Raw genomic sequence first — 19,285 nt, 5'->3', positions numbered from 1 at the left:
CCTCAAGCCAGACACGCCACCGGCACCGGATGTGCCCGTGGTTCCGCCCCGCTTGAGGAGTTCCCGTCCATGCCGTCCACGGCATCTGCCTGCCATCCCCGCGCCACCGTTCTGGCCCTGGCCATCTCCACCGCTCTGCTTCCGCTGGCCTGGGTGCCGGCCGTGCAGGCGCAGACGGCGATCGTCGCGCCGGTGCGCCAGTACGCCATCCCGGAGCAACCGCTGGCCGACGCCGTGCGAGCCTTTGGACGCCAGGCCGACGTGCAGGTGGCGTTCCGCAGCAACCTGGTGGAAGGCCGCCGCTCCAGCGCAGTGCATGGTGAGTACAGCCAGATGCAGGCGCTGCAGCAGCTGCTCCGCGGCAGCGGGGTGCGTGCCCAGCGCGGCATCGACGGTACCTGGAGCCTGCGGGCCGCAGCGGAGGCGGGTGAGGGGGAAGGGGTGCGGGTGACCGAGACACTGGACGTGGCCGGTCGCCTGCAATCGGAAGGGGGCGAGGCCCGCGACCGGCGTGGCTACGATGATGTGTTCGCACTGGACCTGACCACGGCGTACTCGGGACGCGACCGGGTGGAGCGCTACCGCGGCTCCAGCCCAGCCGACGTGGTCAAGGATCTGGTCGGGGTGTTCAGTGGCGACGCGCGCAACAGCGGTGCGCTGGACATCAACATCCGCGGCATCCAGGGGCCGGGGCGGGTGCCGGTCAGCATCGACGGCGGCGAGCAGGCGTTGACGGTCTGGCGGGGCTACAACGGCGTCAGCAACCGCAACTACATCGATCCCAACCTGATTGGTGGCATCCAGGTCATCAAGGGGCCAGGGCTGGTGCGCGATGTGCACAGCGGGATCGGTGGCGCGCTGGTGATCAGGACCATCGACGTCGATGACATCGTTGCCGCAGACGAGCGCTTCGGCGGGGAGCTGAAGATCGAAGGCAGCAGCAATGCGGTGGCGCCGCGCCTGCCACGCCTGCACACCGGCGAGGACTACCGCACCGTCCCGGGCTTCCCGCAGGGCTCGCCGAGCTCGCCCTATGACGACCGCACCCTGGTGGTGCCGGTGAAGTCGCGCAGCGGCAACAATCCCTTCGACGGCGAGGACCAGGCCTGGCGTCTGGCACTGGGCTACCGCGGCGACAGCGTCGACCTGATGGCCGCCTACGCCTGGCGCAAGCGTGGCAACTACTTCTCCGGGACCAAGGGCAGCGATTACTACGACCAGGACCCGCGCGAGCAGTTCGAGTACCAGGGGGTCGACTACATCACCACGCTGGCGCGCTACTTCAAGCCTGGCGACGAAGTACCCAATACCTCCAGCGAGCAGGCGTCTTGGCTGCTGAAGGGAAGCTGGCAGATCAACGACGACCAGCAGTTGAAGGCCACCTGGCGGCGCACGCTGTCTCACTATGGCGAGATCATGCCCTCGCGCATCCTGTCCGCGCCGGATTACGGGCGCATCCAATGGCCGCTCAGCCGCGTCGCCTCCGATGCCTGGAACCTGGAGTACCGCTTCCAGCCAGCCGACAGCCGTTGGCTGGACCTGCATGCCAATCTATGGCGCACCGAGACGGACAGCGACACCTACACCGCAGGCGGCTTTCCGAACTTCGCGCCAGGCAACCCGGCGTGGGACCCGGACGCCAGCCCGATCCTGCGCAACACCGCGTTGGCCAATGCGCGCAACGACCGCACCGGCCTGACCCTGAGCAACCGCTTCGCGCTGCAGTCCACCCTCGACCTGACCGTGGGTGGCAACTGGCAATACGAAAAGCTCGGCTCGCGTGACCCGTACTTCGGTCCCTCCGATGGCTGGCGCATGTACCCACGCGCCGGCCGCCGCCAGGAAGGCGAGGGCTATCTGGACCTGGAATGGCGCCCGGTCGATTTCCTCACCCTCAATGCCGGCGTGCGCTACAGCCGGTACTGGGCGGTCGACGACTTTCTTCAGGCGCATCCGGAGCTGCTGGCCAAGGGCGTGGGCAGCAGGGAGGCGACCTACCGGACCAACGAGCTGCCCGAGCGGCCGGCCAGTCTCCAGGCGGAGATCGACGCGCTCGAGGCCGAACGTGAGTTCTGGGAGAGTATCGGCATGGGTTCGGTGATCGACGATGCATTGCATGGCCTGCTGGCGTACTACGAGACGCCGCAGGCGGTGGAACACCGCATCGCCTGGCAGCCTGATGCCAGCGGCAATTACAGCCGTGCCACCAACCCCTGCCTCAATGGCCATGTGGCGGCGATTCCCGGTGCGCTGCCGCTCTACGCGGGCAGCGACCTGCTCTGCAGCATCGGCAGCGCTCTGCAGTCGCGACCGGTGGATGGACGCAATGAACGCCGTCGTGACCATGCCTGGCTTCCCAGTTTCTCGGCCACGGTGAGCCTGTCGCCGGCCGCACGCGTCTACCTGCGCTACAGCGAGGCGGTGCGCTTCCCGAGCATGTTCGAAAGCACCATCGCCTTCTCCAGCAGCCTCAACCCGCTGTATGCGCTCAAGCCGGAACACGCCTACAACTACGAACTGGGCTACGTGCACAACCTTTCCGGCCTGTTCGGCAACACCGCCGATGCCGACGTCAAGCTGGCCTATTACGTGCACAAGACCCGCAACGTGATCGAGCGTGATGCGTATTTCCTGTTCGACAACATCGACAAGCAGACCATTCGCGGCATCGAGCTGCAGGCGCGCTTCGACAACCGGCGCTTCTTCACCGACCTGGGCATCGCCCGCACGCTGGAAAACGAGGTGTGCGACGAAAGCACGGCCGTGCTGCTGGACGCCAATCGTGGCCTGGTCCCGAACTGCGTGCAGGACGGCTTCGTCAGTGGCTACCTGCTGACCCAAGCGATTCCGAAGCTGTCGGTGAACCTGTCGCTGGGCGCGCGCCTGGTCGATGAGCAGTTGGAACTGGGCAGCCGCATCGTCCACTACCAGCGCCACGAGAACCCCGATCTGCAGGCGTACCGCGACCGGCTGCTGGCCGGTGGCAGCAGCCTGCTGTGGCAGAACGTGCCGTTCACCTGGGGCAACATCACCACCGTCGACGCCTATGCGCGCTGGCGCTTCAACGAGCACGCCAGCGTCGAGCTGGTCGGCAGCAACCTCGGCAACCGCTACTACGTCGACCCGGCCACGCGCTCCACGCTGCCGGCGCCGGGCCGCACGATCAAGCTCGGCGTCACCGCGCGCTTCTGATGTATCCGTTTCACGTGCTGTACCCGTAGTTCCCTCAACCCAAGGAGCAATACCATGAAGATGATTTCCCGTTCGGTTCTCGCCGTTGCGGCAACCCTCGCCCTGGCCGGTGCCGCGCAGGCAGCCGATATCGTGGGCGCAGCCAGCCCGGTGACCGATGCCGAGCTGTACGTCGCCGTCGGTGAATCGCAGGTCAACGGCGGCCCGCACCAGGCTGGCAAGGCCGGCATCGGCGTCGGCACCGTCTCCGGCGCCCGCCGTGTCGACTTCCAGGGCCTGTCGGCGTACTCGGTGCCGACCACGGTCAACGGCACCACCGTGCGCACCGTGGCCATGCCGATCACCGGCGCGCCGGGCAGCCATTCGGGCATGGGCCACTTCAACTTCGTCAAGGTCGGCAGCGGCGATGTGTGGTTCGGCGAGTGGTCCAAGGATGGCGCCGCCGGTGGTTTCAACAACCGGCAGGTCTACTTCGTCGGTGATCGCGCCGGCACCACGCTGCCGGCCGGTGTGGCCACCTACAGCGTGGCGGGCCTGAACAAGTTCAACGGCAGCAACCTGCTGTCGGGCACCTTCCGCGCCAACTTCGGAAACGGCACGCTGCTCGGTGGCCTGACCGGTGGTGGCCTGGCGATCAGCGTCAACGCCAACATCAGCAGCGCCAACGCCTCGTTCGCGGGCACCGCCACCGCCAATGGCAGCGTTGCCGGCATCACCCAGGGCCAGTTCTTCGGCGCCAACGCGGCCACCCTGGCCGGTATTGCCACCTTCAGCGGCAACAGCCAGTACGACACCGCCTTCGGCGGCAGCAAGAACTGATCGCCACGCCCCTGACGGGGCAGGGCAGGGACAAGCCGCGATCCGCCAGTCCCTGCTTCGGCCCGTTGTACGCCCCACCACGGATCGACCATGCGCCACCCCATCTTCCTGGTCGTTCTGCTGCTGGCCGCCGCCGATGTGCGCGCCCAGCAGGACGACCTGCGCCGTGTGCTGGAACAGGGCAGCGAACTACGCCGCCAGCGGCAGGACCAGCAACGCCTGCAGCAGGCCGAATCGCAACGGCCGACCATCACCATCGACGGCCAGACCCTGCGCGTGGAGCGCACCGTGGATGACCTCGGCCAGGCCCTGTACCTGTCGTTGCAGCACCAGCAATGGCAGGCCGCCGCCGCGTTCCTGGACGAATACATCGAGCTTCCCGGCCATGACCCGCTTCTGCGCCACTATGCGCAGGGCGCGCTGGCCCGGGTGACCGGCGATCATCATCGTGCGGCCCGTGAGTACGGGGCGCTGTTGACCGCGCAGCCGGACTTTCTGCCAGCGCGACTGGAACTGGCGCGTGTCTTTGCCGAAGACCAGCGCGACCGCGAGGCCACGGCGCTGTTTCGCGCGATCGTCTCTGGCATCGATGGCGACGACCCTGCCACGGCCGGCGTGCGTGCGCGCGTCGACGGCTATCTGGCGGCGCTGCAGGCACGGCAACGCTGGAAGGGAGCGGTCGCGGCCGGGCCCGCCTGGAGCGACAACATCAACCGCAGCTCGGCCAGTCGCACCTGCCTGTTCGGCGTGGGCGACGCCTGCATCATCGAACGGAAACTGCCCGACGCCCAGCGCGCGGGGGGCCTCGACTACGACGCCAGCCTGGAACGGCGCTGGGTGCTGGGCGGGCATCATGGACTGTACGTACGCGGTCTCGCCTTCGGTCAGGCATGGCGCGGGCACAGTGCGTACAACGAGCTCAATGCCAACGTGCAGGCGGGTTACAGCTGGCGTAGTGCACGGCAGACCGTGATGCTCGCCCCCAGCTATGACTACCAGGGCCTGGGCAACCATGCGCTGCAGGGCGGCAGTGGCGTGCACGCGGAATGGCAGTACGCCCTGGATGCACGCAGCCTGCTCAAGCTGGAGGCTGACTGGAAGCGCCAGCGCTATCGCCAGCACGGCCTGGCCAGCAACTACGACGGCGAGCTGGCATCGGTGTATGCCACCTGGTTCCGGGCGCTCAATCCACGCTGGACGGTCTTCGCCGGGTTGGATGTGACCGACAGCAACGCTGCCGACCCGGCCAACGGCTACCGCCAACGCGGTCTTCGGCTGGGCGTGGCACGCCAGTGGAGCGGCACCACCGCCACCGTGTTCGCCTCGTTGCGCGAGCGCGACTATGACGCGTGGAGCCCGCTGCTGGAAGCGCGTCGCCAGGACAGCGAGCAGAACCTGATCGCCATCGTCCGCAGCGAGCGCCTGGCCGTGGCCGGGCTGGTACCCAGCCTGAGCCTGCGCTACGCGCGCGTCGACAGCAACGTCGGCTGGCTGTACAGCCACGAGCGCAGCCTGCTGAGCCTGAAGTGGGAACGGGCCTTCTGAACGCGCCGTTGCAACGCGGCGGTGAACGTGCCGTGGTCGCGATCTTCATCCATCATCACGCGCTCTTGTAGCCCTGTTCGCGCATCCTGCGGGCGTTGCGGCAGAGGTGGGCCGCGTGTATCGAGGAGCGCCGGTCGTGCTGGAAGCGGGCAACAAGCCAGAGGGCCTGAAAGGGCTGCGTGTACTGGTGGCGGAGGATGAATTCGCCATCGCGATGTTCCTGGTCGACTATCTGGAGCTTAAAGGCGCACAGGTGGTGGGGCCTGCCGGTGACCTGCAGGCGCTGGGGCAGCTGGTCGATACCCATCCCATCGATGTGGCATTGCTGGACATCAACCTGGGCGGTGAGCAGGTGTATCCGCTGGCCGATCGGCTGGCCGAGGCCGGTACGCCCTTCCTGCTGACCTCCGGTTACGACGACAACCTGCCCAGCCGCTTCGCCAGCGCGCCGCGCTGTACCAAGCCCTATCACATCGAAACCCTGGTGCAGCAGCTGGCCGGGCTGGTGGCGGCGCCGCAGGTCTCTGCGGGCATCGCCTGATTGCGCGGCATGTCGCGCCGTCCCGAAGGCATCCACGCCGCCAAGCTGCGTGGCGGGGGGCCACCTGCGCCGCGCCTGCATGCGCGCCACGATGGCATGGCCGCCCGCATTGCCCGCCACGACTGGTCAGCCACGCCACTGGGTGCGATCGACCGATGGCCGCCGCACCTGCGCGCCACCGTCGACCTGATGCTGGCCCACGGCTTCCCGATGATCGTGCTGTGGGGCGAGCAGCTGGTGCAGCTCTACAACGACGGCTATGCCGAGATCCTTGCCGACAAGCATCCTGGAGGTCTTGGCCAGCCCACGCGCGAATGCTGGCCCGAGGTCTGGCACATCAACGGCCCGATCTACCAGCGTGTGTGGCAGGGCGAGACCATCACCTATGAGGACAAGCTCTATCCGCTGGCGCGGCGGGGGCGGTTGGAGGATGTCTGGTTCACCATCACCTACAGCCCGATCCGTGGAGAAGAGGGTTGCATCAACGGCGTGCTGGTAACCATGTTCGAGACAACGGCCGCGCATGTCGCGCAGGCAGCCCGCGAGCGCGAGGAGCAGAAGCGCCGCGAGAGTGACCACCGCTTGGCGCTGGCCTTCAAGGTACTGCCGGTGGGTGTCTGCATTGTCGACGCCGACGGCCGACTGCAGCTGTCCAACGACCGGATGCGGACCTATCTTCCCACCGGCAAGGTGCCCTCCACCGATCTGCCGAACCACTACCGCTGGCAGGGTACGCATCCGGACGGTTCGCGCATCGAATCCCACGACTTCGCCATTGCCCGCGCCCTGCGGGGGGAGACGGTGGTCCCCGGCCTCGAATTCCAGTTCATCCATGACGATGGGCGCGCCCGTTGGACCCGCGTCGCCGCTGCGCCGCTGCGCGATGCCGAGGGCGAGGTGACCGGGGTGTTCGCCATTGCGGTGGATATCGACGATCTCAAGCGTGCGACCGAGCGCCAGGCGGTACTGCTGGCCGAACTGCAGCATCGCGTTCGCAACATCATGTCCACCATCCACGCCATTGCCTGGCGCACGCGTGCGACCGTCGGCAGCGTGGACGAGTATGCCGAGCGCCTGTGCGGACGGCTGATGTCACTGGCACGCACGCAGAGCCTGCTGACCCGCGGCGCCAATGCAGGGGTCTGCCTGCGCGGCATGCTCGACCAGGAAATCGCGGCACAGGCTCCGGCGGGCGCCGTCTATCAGCTGCGGGGCGAGGACGTGCTGTTGCCACCGAAGGCGGCTGAAGTGCTGTCGCTGGCCATCCATGAGCTGGTCGCCAACGCACTCCGGCATGGCGCATTGACCTGCGAGGACGGCCGGATCGAGGTCTGCTGGCAGCTGCAGGTGCAGGACGGGCAGCCGTGGCTGGGCCTGCACTGGTGCGAGCGCCATGCCGAGGTGGAGGGCTGGGAGATGCCGCGGCAGCGTGGCCTGGGCCGGGCGTTGATCGAGCAGCGCATTTCGTATGAACTGGCCGGCAGCGGCGAGCTGCGCTTTGCCCCGCAAGGGCTGGATGCCTGGATCCGCTTTCCGCTGCGCGAGCGCGACAGCCTGCTGCAGACCGACGCCCCGGACGCTGGGGCGCCGGGGTGAAAAGGGATTTATCCCCAATTTGGCCAAATTGGGTATAGTGGCCGTCATCCACCCTGCCTGGAGCCGTGCCATGACCCTGCCGCTGGATCTACCTGGCCTCGAAAAGGCCCCGGCCTCGTCGGTGAAGACCCGCGGCTGGCCGAGCCTGATGCGAACCGTGCGCGAGAAGCAGGCGTTGGTCATCACCAACCACAATCACCCCGAAGCGGTGATCGTGGACATCCGCACCTACCAGGAGCTGCTGGCCAAAGCCGCCGGCAGTGATGCCGGTGAGCGCAGCGAAGAGCTGCTGCGCCTGCGCGGTGAATTCGACCAGACCCTGGCCGGCCTGCAGCGCGGGGAGGGGCTGGGCAAGGTGTTGGGCGGGCCGATCCGCCGCGGTCGCAAGGTCACCCTCGGCCGTCCGCTCTGACCGATGGGAAGGATCCTGGTGCTTGCCGGCGTCAACGGCGCCGGCAAGAGTTCGTTGCTCGGTACCTGGCTGGAAGCCGAAGGGCTGAGCTGGTTCAATCCTGATTCCTTTACCCGTCGCCTGGTGGAGACCGGCTGGCCGCTGCCCGAGGCCAATGCCGAGGCGTGGCAGGAAGGCACCCGCCGCCTGCGCCAGGCCATGGCCGATGGCACCGACTTCGCGTTCGAGACCACGCTGGGCGGAAACACCATTCCGCGCCTGCTGCGTGAGGCCTGTGAACACCATCACGTGGCGATCTGGTTCTGCGGCCTGGCTACGGTGGACCTGCATATCGCCCGTGTTGCAGCGCGGGTGGCCGCCGGTGGCCATGATATTCCGGTGGACAAGATCCACGCCCGCTTCGATTCGGCGCGCGAGAACCTGCTGGAACTGTTGCCGCACCTGGCCGAGCTTCACGTCTACGACAACAGCGCGCCGGCTGACGCCGCCGGGTGCGCCGAGCCACTGCCGGTACTGGCGATGGCGCATGGCCAGCTGCAGTATCCGGTGTCGGTGGCCGAACTGCTGCACACGCCGGACTGGGCCAAGCCCATCGTCATGCGCGCGATGGCGTTGGACACCGCCCGGTAGTCCAACGCCATGCGTGGATGCGGTATCGCCGCTTGCTTGCAGCGACGAGTCCATGCTCGGCTCAATGCCGGGAATGCAGCCGAGCGCGGGCTCGGCTCTACACGGAACGTTCCGCCTGCGGTTCGCCATCTTCCGGCAGCGGCGGCAATGCGGGGTCCACTGTCACCGGCACATCGCTCTTCAGCAACGCCGCTGCTTCCTTCTCGCTGCCCACCGCCGGCGGTGAGCCGCGCAGCGGCAGGCCGGCGGTCTCCTTCACGAACAGCATGGTCACCAGCCCGACCACCGCCGCGCCCATCAGGTAGTACGCCGGCACCAGTGGATCGCTGGTACGCTCCACCAGCCATGCGGTGACCAGTGGCGTCGTGCCACCGAACAACGACACTGACACATTGAACGCAATCGACAGCGCGCTGTAGCGCACCGGCGTATAGAACAACGCCGGCAGCGTGGACGGCATCGAACTGGTGAAGCACACCAGCGCCAGGCCCAGCAACATCAGGCCCAGGAAGATCAGCCAGTCATTACCGCTGCCCACCAGCAGCAGGCACGGCACGGCCAGCACCAGCAGCGCGATGCAGGCGCCGATGATCATCGGGCGGCGGCCGAGCCGGTCACTGAACAGCCCGCCGACGATGTTCAACGGCATCATCACCAGCATCACGATGATGATCAGCAGCAGCCCCTTGCTCTCGGCATAGCCCATGGTGACGCTGAGGTAGCTGGGCATGTAGGTCAGCAGCATGTAGTCGGTGACGTTGAACACCAGCACCAGGCCCATGCACACCAGCAGCTGGCGGCCATGCACCTGGAACAGCGCAGCCAACCCGGGGCGATCATGTTCGCGCTTCTCGGCTTCTTCGGCGAAGGCGCGGAATGCCGGCGTCTCTTCCAGCTTCATGCGCATGTACAGGCCCAGCAGGCCCAGCGGACCGGCCACCAGGAACGGAATGCGCCAGCCCCAGTCCAGCATCTGCCCGCTGCTCAGCAACATGTGCAGTGCGGTCACGGTGCCGGCGCCGGCGATGTAGCCGCCCAGCGTGCCGAATTCGAGCCAGCTGCCCATCAACCCGCGGTTGCGGTCGGTGGAGTACTCGGCGATGAAGGTCGCCGCGCCACCATATTCACCGCCGGTGGAAAAGCCCTGCACCACGCGCGCCAGCAGCAACAGCACCGGGGCCCAGATGCCGATGCGCTCGTACGAAGGAATGAGGCCGATGGAGAAGGTGCCGAGCGCCATCAGGATCATGGTGAACGCCAGTACCTTCTGCCGCCCGTAGCGGTCGCCCAGCGGGCCGAAGACCAGTCCACCCAGCGGCCGCACCAGGAATGCCACGGTGAACGTGGCGAACGCTGCAATCACCTGTGCAGTGGGGTTGCTGGACGGGAAGAACACCTGGCCGATGGTGACGGCCAGATAGCCGTAGACACCGAAGTCGAACCACTCCATGGCATTGCCCAGTGCGGCAGCGCCGACGGCGCGCTTGAGCATGGGCTTGTCGACAACGGTGATCTCGTCGACCTTCAGGTGGCGGCGGCGCTTGAACCAGCCGAAATGGGCGTGTGCCTCGGGTGTGTCCTGCATGGGGGCTCCCTTGGTAGCGTGGTGTGTGGGGAATGGGGCGGTGTGGTGTGTCCCGGAAATCGGAAACGGCGATGCTGGCGCAACAGGCGCAGGGCATCGGAGTGGTGGGCCATCACGGCCGGAAATGCGCGCCGGCGGACGCCGGGCACGGCCAGGCACTGCCTGCGCAGTGAAAACGCGCGATGCCATGCTCCGGCACCGCTGGCAGTGGCGCGGCAGGCGCTGCAGTCAGCTGCAGTCAGGAGAGTGCGGGGCAGGTGCGCCGAGGGGTCAGGCGGACCAAGGCCCTGCGGGTGTCATCCGCCAGGATCCAGTGCGCGGCAGTGGAGTTCCAGGGCGGGTGCAGGCGTGGAAAGCGAAGCGCCGGTCGGCAGTGCTTCCCACGCAACTGGTACACCCGGTACGTAGTGCTTCGTGTCGATCATCACGCCATCATACCGGCACCGCCGTGAGCGTGCAGCGAAGCGGGCGCGACCGGACCCGGTGTTCCGCGCGGTTTTCCACGTGTTTCGCCCGCAGGATGAACACGATGACGCCGCATCCACGGCGCGTGGTCACGCTGATGACAAACGCGCTTCTACGGTTGACCTGCACACCACAGGAGCAGACCATGACCCAACGCATTCCAGAAGGTACCTTGATCATCGTGGCCGACGGCGGCTCTGCGCGTGTCTTCACCAACGTCGGCAGCGACCACACGCTGACCCTCAAGCAGCAGGGCGAGCTGACGCTGCAGGACCTGAGCGCCGAAAGCGTGTCGGGCCAGGGCCCATCGGGCTCGGTACCGCCGGACATGTCACCGTCGCAGTTGAACGAGGCCACGTTTGCAAAGCAGGTGGCCGAGCAGATCAACGACGACGCACTGCATGGCCGCTATGCGCATTTCGTGCTGGTGGCCGACCCGACCACGCTGGGCCGCATTCGTCCGCTGCTGCACAAGGAAGCGCAGGCACGTTTGTTGCACGATCTGGCCAAGGATCTGACCAACGCCCCGCTGGATGATATCCAGCGCGCTCTGGCCGCCTGACGGCCATGCCGTTCCAGCGCGACCACGCCGCCGTTGAGCCGCCGCTGGCGGATGTCGAGGGCATCCCGGGGTGGTTGCTGCTGGAATTCGGCGCCCCGTGGTGCGGTCACTGTCAGGCCGCACAGCCGGCACTGCAGCAGTTCGTGGATGCACACGAACTGCTGCACCTGAAGATTGAGGACGGCAAAGGCCGGCCGCTGGGTCGCGCATTCAAGGTCAAGCTGTGGCCTACGGCCGTGCTGCTGCATGACGGTACCGAAGTCGCCCGTGTAGTGAGGCCGCAGACCATGGCCGACCTCCAGAGCCTGGCGGCCGCGCTCCCGGATTGAAACAGGGAGTGCCGGCCATTGGCCGGCACCACATGCAGGCCTTCCACCGGCCGCCGCCTCCGTGCGACGGCCCGATGTCCATACGCCTCACCAGCGGTAATTCACCCCCAGCTGCGCGCTGGTCTGGTGGTAGCCCTGGCCCTGCTGCCGCGCGATCCCGGCCCAGATGCCCACACCGCTGCCGAACTTCACCGAAGCACCGAAACTGAACTCGCCGCGGCTGCGCGGGATGCGTGCATCCACCACCTCGCCGTCCATGCTGATCTGCGACTCGGCGCGGGTATGCAGCCAATTGGCGGCCAAGTAGGGCTGCACTTCGGCAACACCATTGCCCCAGTGGGTCACGCCGGACAGGCGCACGCCGGCGCGCCCGAACAGGCCATCGGCATTCTCGGCACCGACCACGGTGCCGTTGGTTTCGGTGTGGCGATAGTCATCCCAGCGGCTGTAGCCCACCTGCAACTGCGGTTCCAGATAGATGCCGCCGTTGCTGGCACCGCCCACGCGGAAGGCATAGCCGGTCTCCACCGCACCCTGCCAGGCGCGGCTGTCGTAGCGTTCGGTGGCCAGACCGATGCCTTCCACACGGTTGCGGAACTGCGCACGCTGCACAGAGCCATCCACGTAGAATCCCGCATACGGATCGGCGCCATTGCCGCCGCGCCACGTGCCATACAGGCCCAGCGCCTCGCCCTTCACCTTGCCGCGGGCGTAGTAGCCGGTCAGCTCGTTGGTGGAGGTGCTGCTGGCGTTGCCGGTGGACAGCATCACGCCGACGCTGCTGCCAGTGTCGGCGCGCCACAGATCGGCGCCGACGGTCAGGGCCTGGCTGTTGCCGCGGATGTCCAGCTGCTGGCTGACCGCATCGAAGCCGTTGCGCGAACCGTCCACGCGGGCCCACGCGCGCCCCGCATTCTGTCCAGCATGGCGATCGTGGTAGCCGAGGCGGAACATCGTCTGCGCGGCCTGCAGGTTGGCCAGGTAGGCGCCGGGCTCGGGGCGCAGCACCGGGTCGGGATCCGGGCCCGGGCCCGGCAGTACCGGGTTGCACTCGGGCAGGCTCGGATCGACCTCGCACGGGTCCGGCGCGGTGGGCAGCACCGAACGCAGGTACCAGTTGCCATCGGTGCCGGAGCCCTTGTGCAGGAAGTACTCATACTGGCCACCCACGGCGCGCCCTGCCAGGTTGAACTGGCCGTTGGAGGCGCCGCCTACGGTGATCAGCTGGATGCCGTTGACCGTCTGCGCACCTGCGCCGCCGACGTTGTTGACGCGCACGTTGGCGGTGCCGCTGGTGTCGCCGCCGATGATCAGCTTGTCGCTGGCAGCATCGTCGCCGGCCAGCACGGTGTTGAACAGGAGGGTGCCGTCGTTGCCGGTGAAGCTGCCGGACACGTTGAGGGTGTGGAAGGCGGAGCCGTCGCCCAGCACCAGTTCGCTGCCACTGCCCAGAGACAGGCTGCCGGTGCTGCTGTTGTCAGAAAGCTGCCAGCGGGCGCTGTCCAGTGCCATCGAGGTGATGTCGCGCGTGGTGCCGGTCAGGCTGGCACCGTTGCGCAAAGCAACCTCGATCGTGCTACCGACGGTGTTGATGATGTTTCCGGTCAGGCGTGAATTGTCGACGTTCAGGCCGATCGTCGCGTCAGACGCTTCGACGGAGAGCAGGTTGCCATCTCCACCGACCAGTTGGCTGTTGTTGCGTACATTGAAGACCACGTTCGAGGGCGGATAACCTGCACCACGCGAGGGAGCAACGTGGATGGCGGCCGCAGTACGGCCCTCTACCCGGGAGCTGTCGATGTTCATTTCCGAGGCGCCGCCCACGTCGGTATCAATGGCGTAGATGCCATTCTGGGCGCCGATGACCGTGCTGCCGTTCTGGATGTCGATATCGGCAGTTCCGATCAGCAGCAGACCATTGCCGGCCAGTGGCCCGACGTTGCCGACGTCGGCCAGTCCCTCGGCACGCGTTGCGTCCAGGACAAGAACTGCCCGTTGAGTGGGACCATCCGAAGTGACGCTCGCCCCCAGACCCAGCCCCGTCAGCGTGCTGCGCCGGATCGTCGCCGTGGAAGCTGGTGGTGACCCGCCGACGCCGAGGTGGCCCAGCGAAAGCGCGCGACCCACGCTGTTCGCAATCGTCGTATCACTGATTTCAGCGTTGCTGTTGAGCAGGTCAACAGCAATGTCGGGTCCTGAGGAAGAAACCTGCGCTCCATCCAGAATCACGTTCGAAGAACTTTGTGCAACGATCTGCAGCGTCTGCCCGCCGGGGCGCACCTCAAGACGGGCGCCATTCATGGTCCACGTCTGGGCGGCATCGCCTGGCTGCACCGTTGCGGATTGGCCAGGGCCCAGTGAGGCGCCGTGGCCAGCACCGGCTACCAGCAGCAGGCTGGCCGAAATGGCGATGGAGAGGGTGTTGGCGGTAGTAGGCATCATTGGAGAACTCCAGTAGGGATGGATTCCAGATGGGAGGCGTGCGTGCACGACGACGCGTCGCGGCATCGAAAGGCACAAGAGGGCAGACGTCGGCGGCCGGTCCGCCACCAAGACGTGCAGTGGGCCGCGGATCAGTCCGGCTGGGGGACGATAGCGGCGCTGCCGTCCGTACGGGCGACGGGGTCGGTGCGCGGGGCACGCTGCATGAGCCTGGCCGTAAGGCACGCGCACGGCCAGGGAGTGATTGACAGCAGGGCGCCAGTGGCGCGTTGACGGAGGGCACTGCGAACGGCGGTCTGCATGACAGACTCCTTTGAGGGGAAACTCCAGGAACTGCGCATTCACTTCGTCAGCGTTAGCAACATGCGGATCCGCCGTGAAATGAGCGTGAAACGTAAAGGCGTTTAGCGACGGGGAATCGACTCCATTGCGTCAATCAGTGGCGCCACAAAGCATTGCTGTCGCTTACGGCAGGGCGACAGTTTCGTCCGCTCCCGGGCTGTATTCCATTCAATTAATTGCATTCCGCAGCCGACGCGCCGCCGCGCGACGGCGTTCATTCAGCTGCACCGCAACATGCGGCCACGCCGGTTCGGGCGCTACGATCCCGACACCACCTGAATCGATCCAAATGCCGATGCCTACGCTGGACCGTCGTCTCCTTATCGCTGTCGCCGCCGGGGCGATGCTCGCCACCGGCGTCGCCGCTGCCGCTCCCGCCAAGACCGCCGCCGACAAGGCCTATGCCGCGGTCGATCCCTTCATCGGCACCGGCGGGGAAGGGCATACCTACCCGGGCGCAACCGTGCCGTTCGGCATGGTCCAGCTCAGCCCGGACACGCGCATCCAGCCGCGCGAGAAGGCCTATGGCTGGGCAGCCGGGTACCGCTACGACGACAGCAGCATCGTCGGCTTCTCGCACACGCATTTCTCCGGCACCGGCCACTCGGATCTGGGCGACATCCTGGTGATGCCGTTCACGGGCGAGCCCGGCCTGGAACGCGGCGATCCGGAAAAGCCGCGCAGCGGCTATGCCTCGCGCTTCCGCCATGACGACGAGAAGGCCGAGCCGGGCTACTACGCTGTCACCCTCGACGATTACAAGGTGCGCGCCGAGTTGACCACCAGCGCCCGCGTCGGCGTGCATCGCTATACCTTCCCCAAGGGTGCCGACGCGAAGATGCTGCTGGACATGCGCACCAGCATGTACGACTACCCGGGCAAGATCCTGTGGTCGCGGGTGCGCGTTCGCGACGACGGCACGGTCACCGGTTTCCGCGAAACGCGCGGCTGGGCGGCCGGCCGCCAGCTGTATTTCGCGATGCGCTTCTCGCGGCCGCTGGCCAGCCACGCGCTGCACAGCACCGAGCAGGACATCGTCTACAAGGGCTTCGCGCCACCGGGTGAGAAGGACCCGAAGCAGCGGGCACAGATCGAGGGCCGGCAGCTGGTCGGCACCTTCGATTTCGGCAAGCTGGACGCGCCGCTGATCGTGAAGGTCGCGATCTCGCCGGCCAGCGAGGCCGGCGCCATCGCCAATCTCGACGCAGAAGTGGCCGACTTCGACTTCGACCATGTGCGTGCGCAGGCGAAGCAGGAGTGGACCAAGGCGCTGTCGGCGCTCGACATCGACGCACCCGAACATGCGCGCCGCAGCGCCTACACCGCGCTGTACCATACTCTGCTGGGGCCGACGCTGTTCATGGATGCCGACGGCCAGTATCGCGGCGCCGACAATGCCGTGCACAAGGCCGAGGGCTACACCAACTACTCGACCTTCTCGCTGTGGGATACCTACCGCGCCCTGCATCCCTTGCTGACCCTGGTACAGCCTGAGAAGCGCAACAGCGATTTCATCAACTCGATGCTGGCCCACCACCACCACAGCCCCTACGGCATGCTGCCGGTGTGGTCGTTCCACGGCCTGGAAGACTGGTGCATGATCGGCTACCACGCGGTGCCGGTGATCGCCGATGCCTACGTCAAGGGCATCCGTGGCTTCGACGCCGACAAGGCGCTGAAGGCCATGGTCGAGACGGCCAACTACGGTCCCTACGACGGCATCGCGCAGTATCGCGAGCTGGGCTACGTGCCGATCGACGAGGAGGGCGAGGCCGCCAGCAAGACGCTGGAATATGCCTTCGATGACTGGACCATCGCGCGCATGGCGCAGGCGATGGGCAAGACCGACGTCGCCACCACCTTCGACAAGCGTGCCGGCAACTGGCGCAATGCGTTCGACAAGGACACCGGCTTCATGCGCGCGCGCAAGCGCGATGGCAGCTTCCGCACGCCGTTCGACCCGAGTGCCAGCGGTTACGGCACCGACTACACCGAAGGCAATGCCTGGCAGTATTCCTGGTACGTGCCGCAGGACGTGGCCGGGCTGGCCGCAGCGCACGGCGGCAGCGACAAGCTGCTGGCGCGACTCGACGAGGTGTTCAACGCCAAAGTCGATCCGTCCATCTTCGAGCACATGGAAGACATCACCGGCCTGATCGGCTGGTACGCGCACGGCAACGAGCCCAGCCACCACGTGGCCTACCTGTACTCGTACGCTGGCCAGCCGTGGCGCACGCAGGCACGCCTGAAGCAGATCATGGACACCCAGTACGCCGATCGCCCCGATGGCCTGGCCGGCAATGATGACGTGGGCCAGATGTCGGCGTGGTACGTGTTCACCGCGCTGGGCTTCTACCCGGTGGCGCCGGGTTCGGGCGAATACATCCTGGGCCGCCCGTTCCTGCCGAAGGCCACCATGCGCCTGCCCAACGGCAAGACCTTCACCATCGTGGCCGATGGGCTGGACGAAGCGCACACCTATGTCGGCAGTGTGAGCCTCAACGGCAAGCCGCTGCAGCGCACCTTCCTGCGCCACGACGAGATCATGGCCGGTGGCGAACTGCGTTTCAGCATGCAGGCCGAGCCCAACAAGGATTGGCCGGGGCAGGGCGCACAGGCACCGTATTCGATGTCAACGCCGTAACGGTAGCGCCGGGCCACGTCCGGCGGCGGGATCTGTAGAGCCGAGCCCACGCTCGGCTCAGGCACTGCGCCAGAAGCAGCCGAGCATGGGCTCGGCTCTACAGGGCGCGGAACCGCAATCCCACCCGCGCGCCGCCGATGGGGGCGGTACCGATCGCCAACGCCGCGCCATGCCGTTGCGCGATCTCGGCCACGATCGCCAGTCCCAACCCACAGCCGTCGCCTTCGCTGCTGGCGCGGTAGAAGCGTTCCGTGACGCGCGCGCGTTCGGCTTCGGCGATGCCGGGGCCCTCATCGTCCACCCACACCTGCACGCCGCCGGCATCCTGCTGCAGCCCCAGCGTAATCACGCCGCGCACGGCGCCATAGCGCAACGCGTTGTCCAGCAGGTTGCCCAGCGCCTCGCGCAACAGCTGCGGATCACCCCGCACCAGTATACCCTCGTCCGGGCCGTCGTAACCGAGGTCCACGCCTGCGGCCAGCGCGCGGTCGGCATAGCGTTCGACCACGCCCCGGGCAAGCGTGGCGAGGTCCACTGGTTGCAGCGACAGCACGCTGCCCTGCGAATCCTCGGAACGGCTCAGCATCAGCAACTGGTTGACGAGGTGTTGCAGCCGTGCCAACCCAGCCAGGGTGCCGGACAGGGCCAGCTGCTGCGCCTGCGGATCGTGCTGGCGCAGCGAACTTTCCAGCTCCACCTGCATGGCTGCCAACGGCGTGCGCAGCTGGTGCGCGGCATTGCTGACGAAGCGCCGCTGCGCCGCCTGCATTGCATCCAGCCGCTGCAGCAGGGCGTTGTAGGCCTCCACCGCGGGCCACAGCTCGCGCGGTGCCTCCTGCTGCGGGTCCAGAGGTGCAAGCGGGTCCGGTCGCGGGCTGGCCAGTCGCCGGGCGACCTGATTGGCGTGGCGCGCTGCCGCGCCGGTGCCGGACCAGGCCAGCCATGCAGCGAGTGCCAGAATCGCGGCCTGGAAGGGAATGCTGGTCATCAACAGTTTGCGTTCGAGCCGATGGCGCTTGCGCAATGTCTCGGCCACGCGCAGGCGGATCTCATGGCCGGGCCCGGCGCTGACCACCACTTCCACCATGCGTACCGCCTGGCCGCGCAGGCGTGCATCATAGTAGACCGCGTCGTTGCCATCGGCGGCGACCGCTGGACGCGGCAAGGCCTCGGGCAGATCGCCATACAGCCGCCCGCCCGTGGCATCGACCACCTCGCCATGCACTTCGTCGGCGGTATCCCAGGTGAACATGCGCGAGACCGCTGGGGTGATCTCGATGGACGCGTGGCCGTCCTGGACTTTAACCAGCTCGGACAAGGACATCGCCGAGTCCAGCAGCCAGCGGTCGTAGACCTGGCCGGCGTAGAAGCGGGCCAGCGCGAACGAGCCGACCGCGCTGCACAGCATCAACACCAGCAGCGGCAACCACAGGCGGCGCAGCAGCAGGCCACGCAGGCTGTGCACGCGCTCAGTCACTGCCGGCCTCCAGGCGATAGCCGAGGCCGCGCAGCATGCGGATGCCCACGCCAGCGCGAGCCTGCTCCAGCTTGCGGCGCAGGCGGCTTACATGCACCTCGATCACCGACAGGTTGGCATCGTGGTCCCAGCTGTACAACGCGTCGAACAGGCGCTGCTTGGTGACGGTGCGACCGGGGTGCTGCATCAGCGACTCCACCAGCGCCAGCTCACGCGCAGTCAGCTCGACGCGCTGCCCCTCCACCTGCACTTCGTTGCGGATGCTGTCGAAGCACAAGCGGCCCAGCCGCTTCTGTGCCGGTGCGTCGCTGCGCCGGCGTGACAGCGCCCGCAGGCGCGCTTCCAGTTCGCCGAGCGCGAAGGGCTTTGCGAGGTAATCGTCGCCACCGCGGTCAAGCCCAAGAATGCGGTCTTCCACGCCGTCGCGTGCGGTAAGGATCAACACCGGCAGGGTGACGCCATCGTTGCGCAGCCGCGACAGCAGATCGAGCCCGTCCACGTCGGGCAGCGAGAGGTCCAGCACCATCACATCATACGGCGCACTAGCCAATGCCGCAGGTGCATGCAGCCCGCGCGAGAGGTGGTCGCAGAGATGACCGGCGCCCTGCAGGGCGCGGCTCAGTCCATCGGCCAGGGCAGCATCGTCTTCGATCAGCAGGATTCGCATTGCAAGCTTCGTGCAAGGTTGGGGCAAGTTTGGCGCA

Annotated in this window: 14 protein-coding genes; 10 read left to right on the top strand and 4 right to left on the bottom strand. The window is 67.0% G+C overall.

Annotation, left to right across the window (positions count from 1 at the left end):
* The first annotated feature begins 69 nt into the window (after nucleotides 1-69).
* From QP512_RS10960 to QP512_RS10930, 7 genes are all read left to right on the top strand, one after another.
* On the top strand, nucleotides 70-3,192 hold the full coding sequence (locus tag QP512_RS10960) for a TonB-dependent receptor (RefSeq protein ID WP_286068529.1): 3,123 nt from the start codon (nucleotides 70-72) through the stop codon (nucleotides 3,190-3,192).
* Between the two features lie 54 nt (nucleotides 3,193-3,246).
* A complete protein-coding gene (locus tag QP512_RS10955) occupies nucleotides 3,247-4,011 on the top strand; it encodes a Slam-dependent surface lipoprotein (RefSeq protein ID WP_286068528.1) in 765 nt (254 codons plus the stop codon).
* Nucleotides 4,012-4,101: 90 nt separating this feature from the next.
* Nucleotides 4,102-5,556 (top strand): surface lipoprotein assembly modifier, encoded by a 1,455-nt coding sequence (locus QP512_RS10950; RefSeq protein WP_286068527.1) that lies wholly within the window; start codon nucleotides 4,102-4,104, stop codon nucleotides 5,554-5,556.
* A gap of 136 nt (nucleotides 5,557-5,692) precedes the next feature.
* A complete protein-coding gene (locus tag QP512_RS10945) occupies nucleotides 5,693-6,097 on the top strand; it encodes a response regulator (protein ID WP_019337750.1) in 405 nt (134 codons plus the stop codon).
* Between the two features lie 9 nt (nucleotides 6,098-6,106).
* Nucleotides 6,107-7,693, top strand: coding sequence for a PAS domain-containing protein (locus QP512_RS10940; RefSeq protein ID WP_286068525.1), 1,587 nt, complete (start codon nucleotides 6,107-6,109; stop codon nucleotides 7,691-7,693).
* A gap of 70 nt (nucleotides 7,694-7,763) precedes the next feature.
* On the top strand, nucleotides 7,764-8,105 hold the full coding sequence (locus QP512_RS10935) for a type II toxin-antitoxin system prevent-host-death family antitoxin (protein ID WP_286068523.1): 342 nt from the start codon (nucleotides 7,764-7,766) through the stop codon (nucleotides 8,103-8,105).
* Between the two features lie 3 nt (nucleotides 8,106-8,108).
* On the top strand, nucleotides 8,109-8,735 hold the full coding sequence (locus tag QP512_RS10930) for an AAA family ATPase (protein ID WP_286068522.1): 627 nt from the start codon (nucleotides 8,109-8,111) through the stop codon (nucleotides 8,733-8,735).
* A 97-nt stretch (nucleotides 8,736-8,832) separates the two neighbouring features.
* Here the strand turns inward: QP512_RS10930 and proP are convergent, their stop codons facing one another.
* The gene (proP, locus tag QP512_RS10925; RefSeq protein ID WP_286068521.1) at nucleotides 8,833-10,320 is read right to left on the bottom strand and encodes a glycine betaine/L-proline transporter ProP; all 1,488 of its coding nucleotides are present in this window, start codon (nucleotides 10,318-10,320) and stop codon (nucleotides 8,833-8,835) included.
* Nucleotides 10,321-10,930: 610 nt separating this feature from the next.
* Here proP and QP512_RS10920 point away from each other — a divergent pair.
* Together QP512_RS10920 and QP512_RS10915 are read left to right on the top strand one after the other, a co-directional pair.
* Complete coding sequence (locus QP512_RS10920) at nucleotides 10,931-11,347, top strand: host attachment family protein (RefSeq protein WP_286068519.1); 417 nt, start codon at nucleotides 10,931-10,933, stop codon at nucleotides 11,345-11,347.
* A 5-nt stretch (nucleotides 11,348-11,352) separates the two neighbouring features.
* A complete protein-coding gene (locus tag QP512_RS10915; protein ID WP_286068517.1) occupies nucleotides 11,353-11,676 on the top strand; it encodes a thioredoxin family protein in 324 nt (107 codons plus the stop codon).
* An 87-nt stretch (nucleotides 11,677-11,763) separates the two neighbouring features.
* Here the strand turns inward: QP512_RS10915 and QP512_RS10910 are convergent, their stop codons facing one another.
* Nucleotides 11,764-14,118 carry an autotransporter outer membrane beta-barrel domain-containing protein gene (locus QP512_RS10910; RefSeq protein ID WP_286068515.1) on the bottom strand — a complete coding sequence of 785 codons (2,355 nt, stop codon included), beginning with the start codon at nucleotides 14,116-14,118 and terminating at the stop codon, nucleotides 11,764-11,766.
* A gap of 631 nt (nucleotides 14,119-14,749) precedes the next feature.
* On the opposite strand from QP512_RS10910, the gene QP512_RS10905 reads away from it, so the two are divergent.
* Entirely contained in the window at nucleotides 14,750-17,104 is a 2,355-nt protein-coding gene (locus QP512_RS10905; RefSeq protein ID WP_286068514.1) for a GH92 family glycosyl hydrolase, read from the top strand.
* 97 nt (nucleotides 17,105-17,201) lie between these two features.
* On the opposite strand, the gene QP512_RS10900 is transcribed toward QP512_RS10905, so the two are convergent.
* Together QP512_RS10900 and QP512_RS10895 are read right to left on the bottom strand one after the other, a co-directional pair.
* Nucleotides 17,202-18,581, bottom strand: coding sequence for a sensor histidine kinase (locus QP512_RS10900; RefSeq protein WP_286068513.1), 1,380 nt, complete (start codon nucleotides 18,579-18,581; stop codon nucleotides 17,202-17,204).
* Complete coding sequence (locus QP512_RS10895; RefSeq protein WP_286068511.1) at nucleotides 18,574-19,248, bottom strand: response regulator; 675 nt, start codon at nucleotides 19,246-19,248, stop codon at nucleotides 18,574-18,576. The genes QP512_RS10900 and QP512_RS10895 overlap by 8 nt, the downstream gene beginning before the upstream one ends.
* Between the last annotated feature and the right edge of the window lie 37 nt (nucleotides 19,249-19,285).

Origin of the sequence: Stenotrophomonas sp. 57, assembly GCF_030291075.1 — a bacterium.
Taxonomy (GTDB): domain Bacteria; phylum Pseudomonadota; class Gammaproteobacteria; order Xanthomonadales; family Xanthomonadaceae; genus Stenotrophomonas.
Note: the sequence above shows the minus strand (reverse complement) of the source record. Positions and strands in the feature narration are given on the sequence as shown.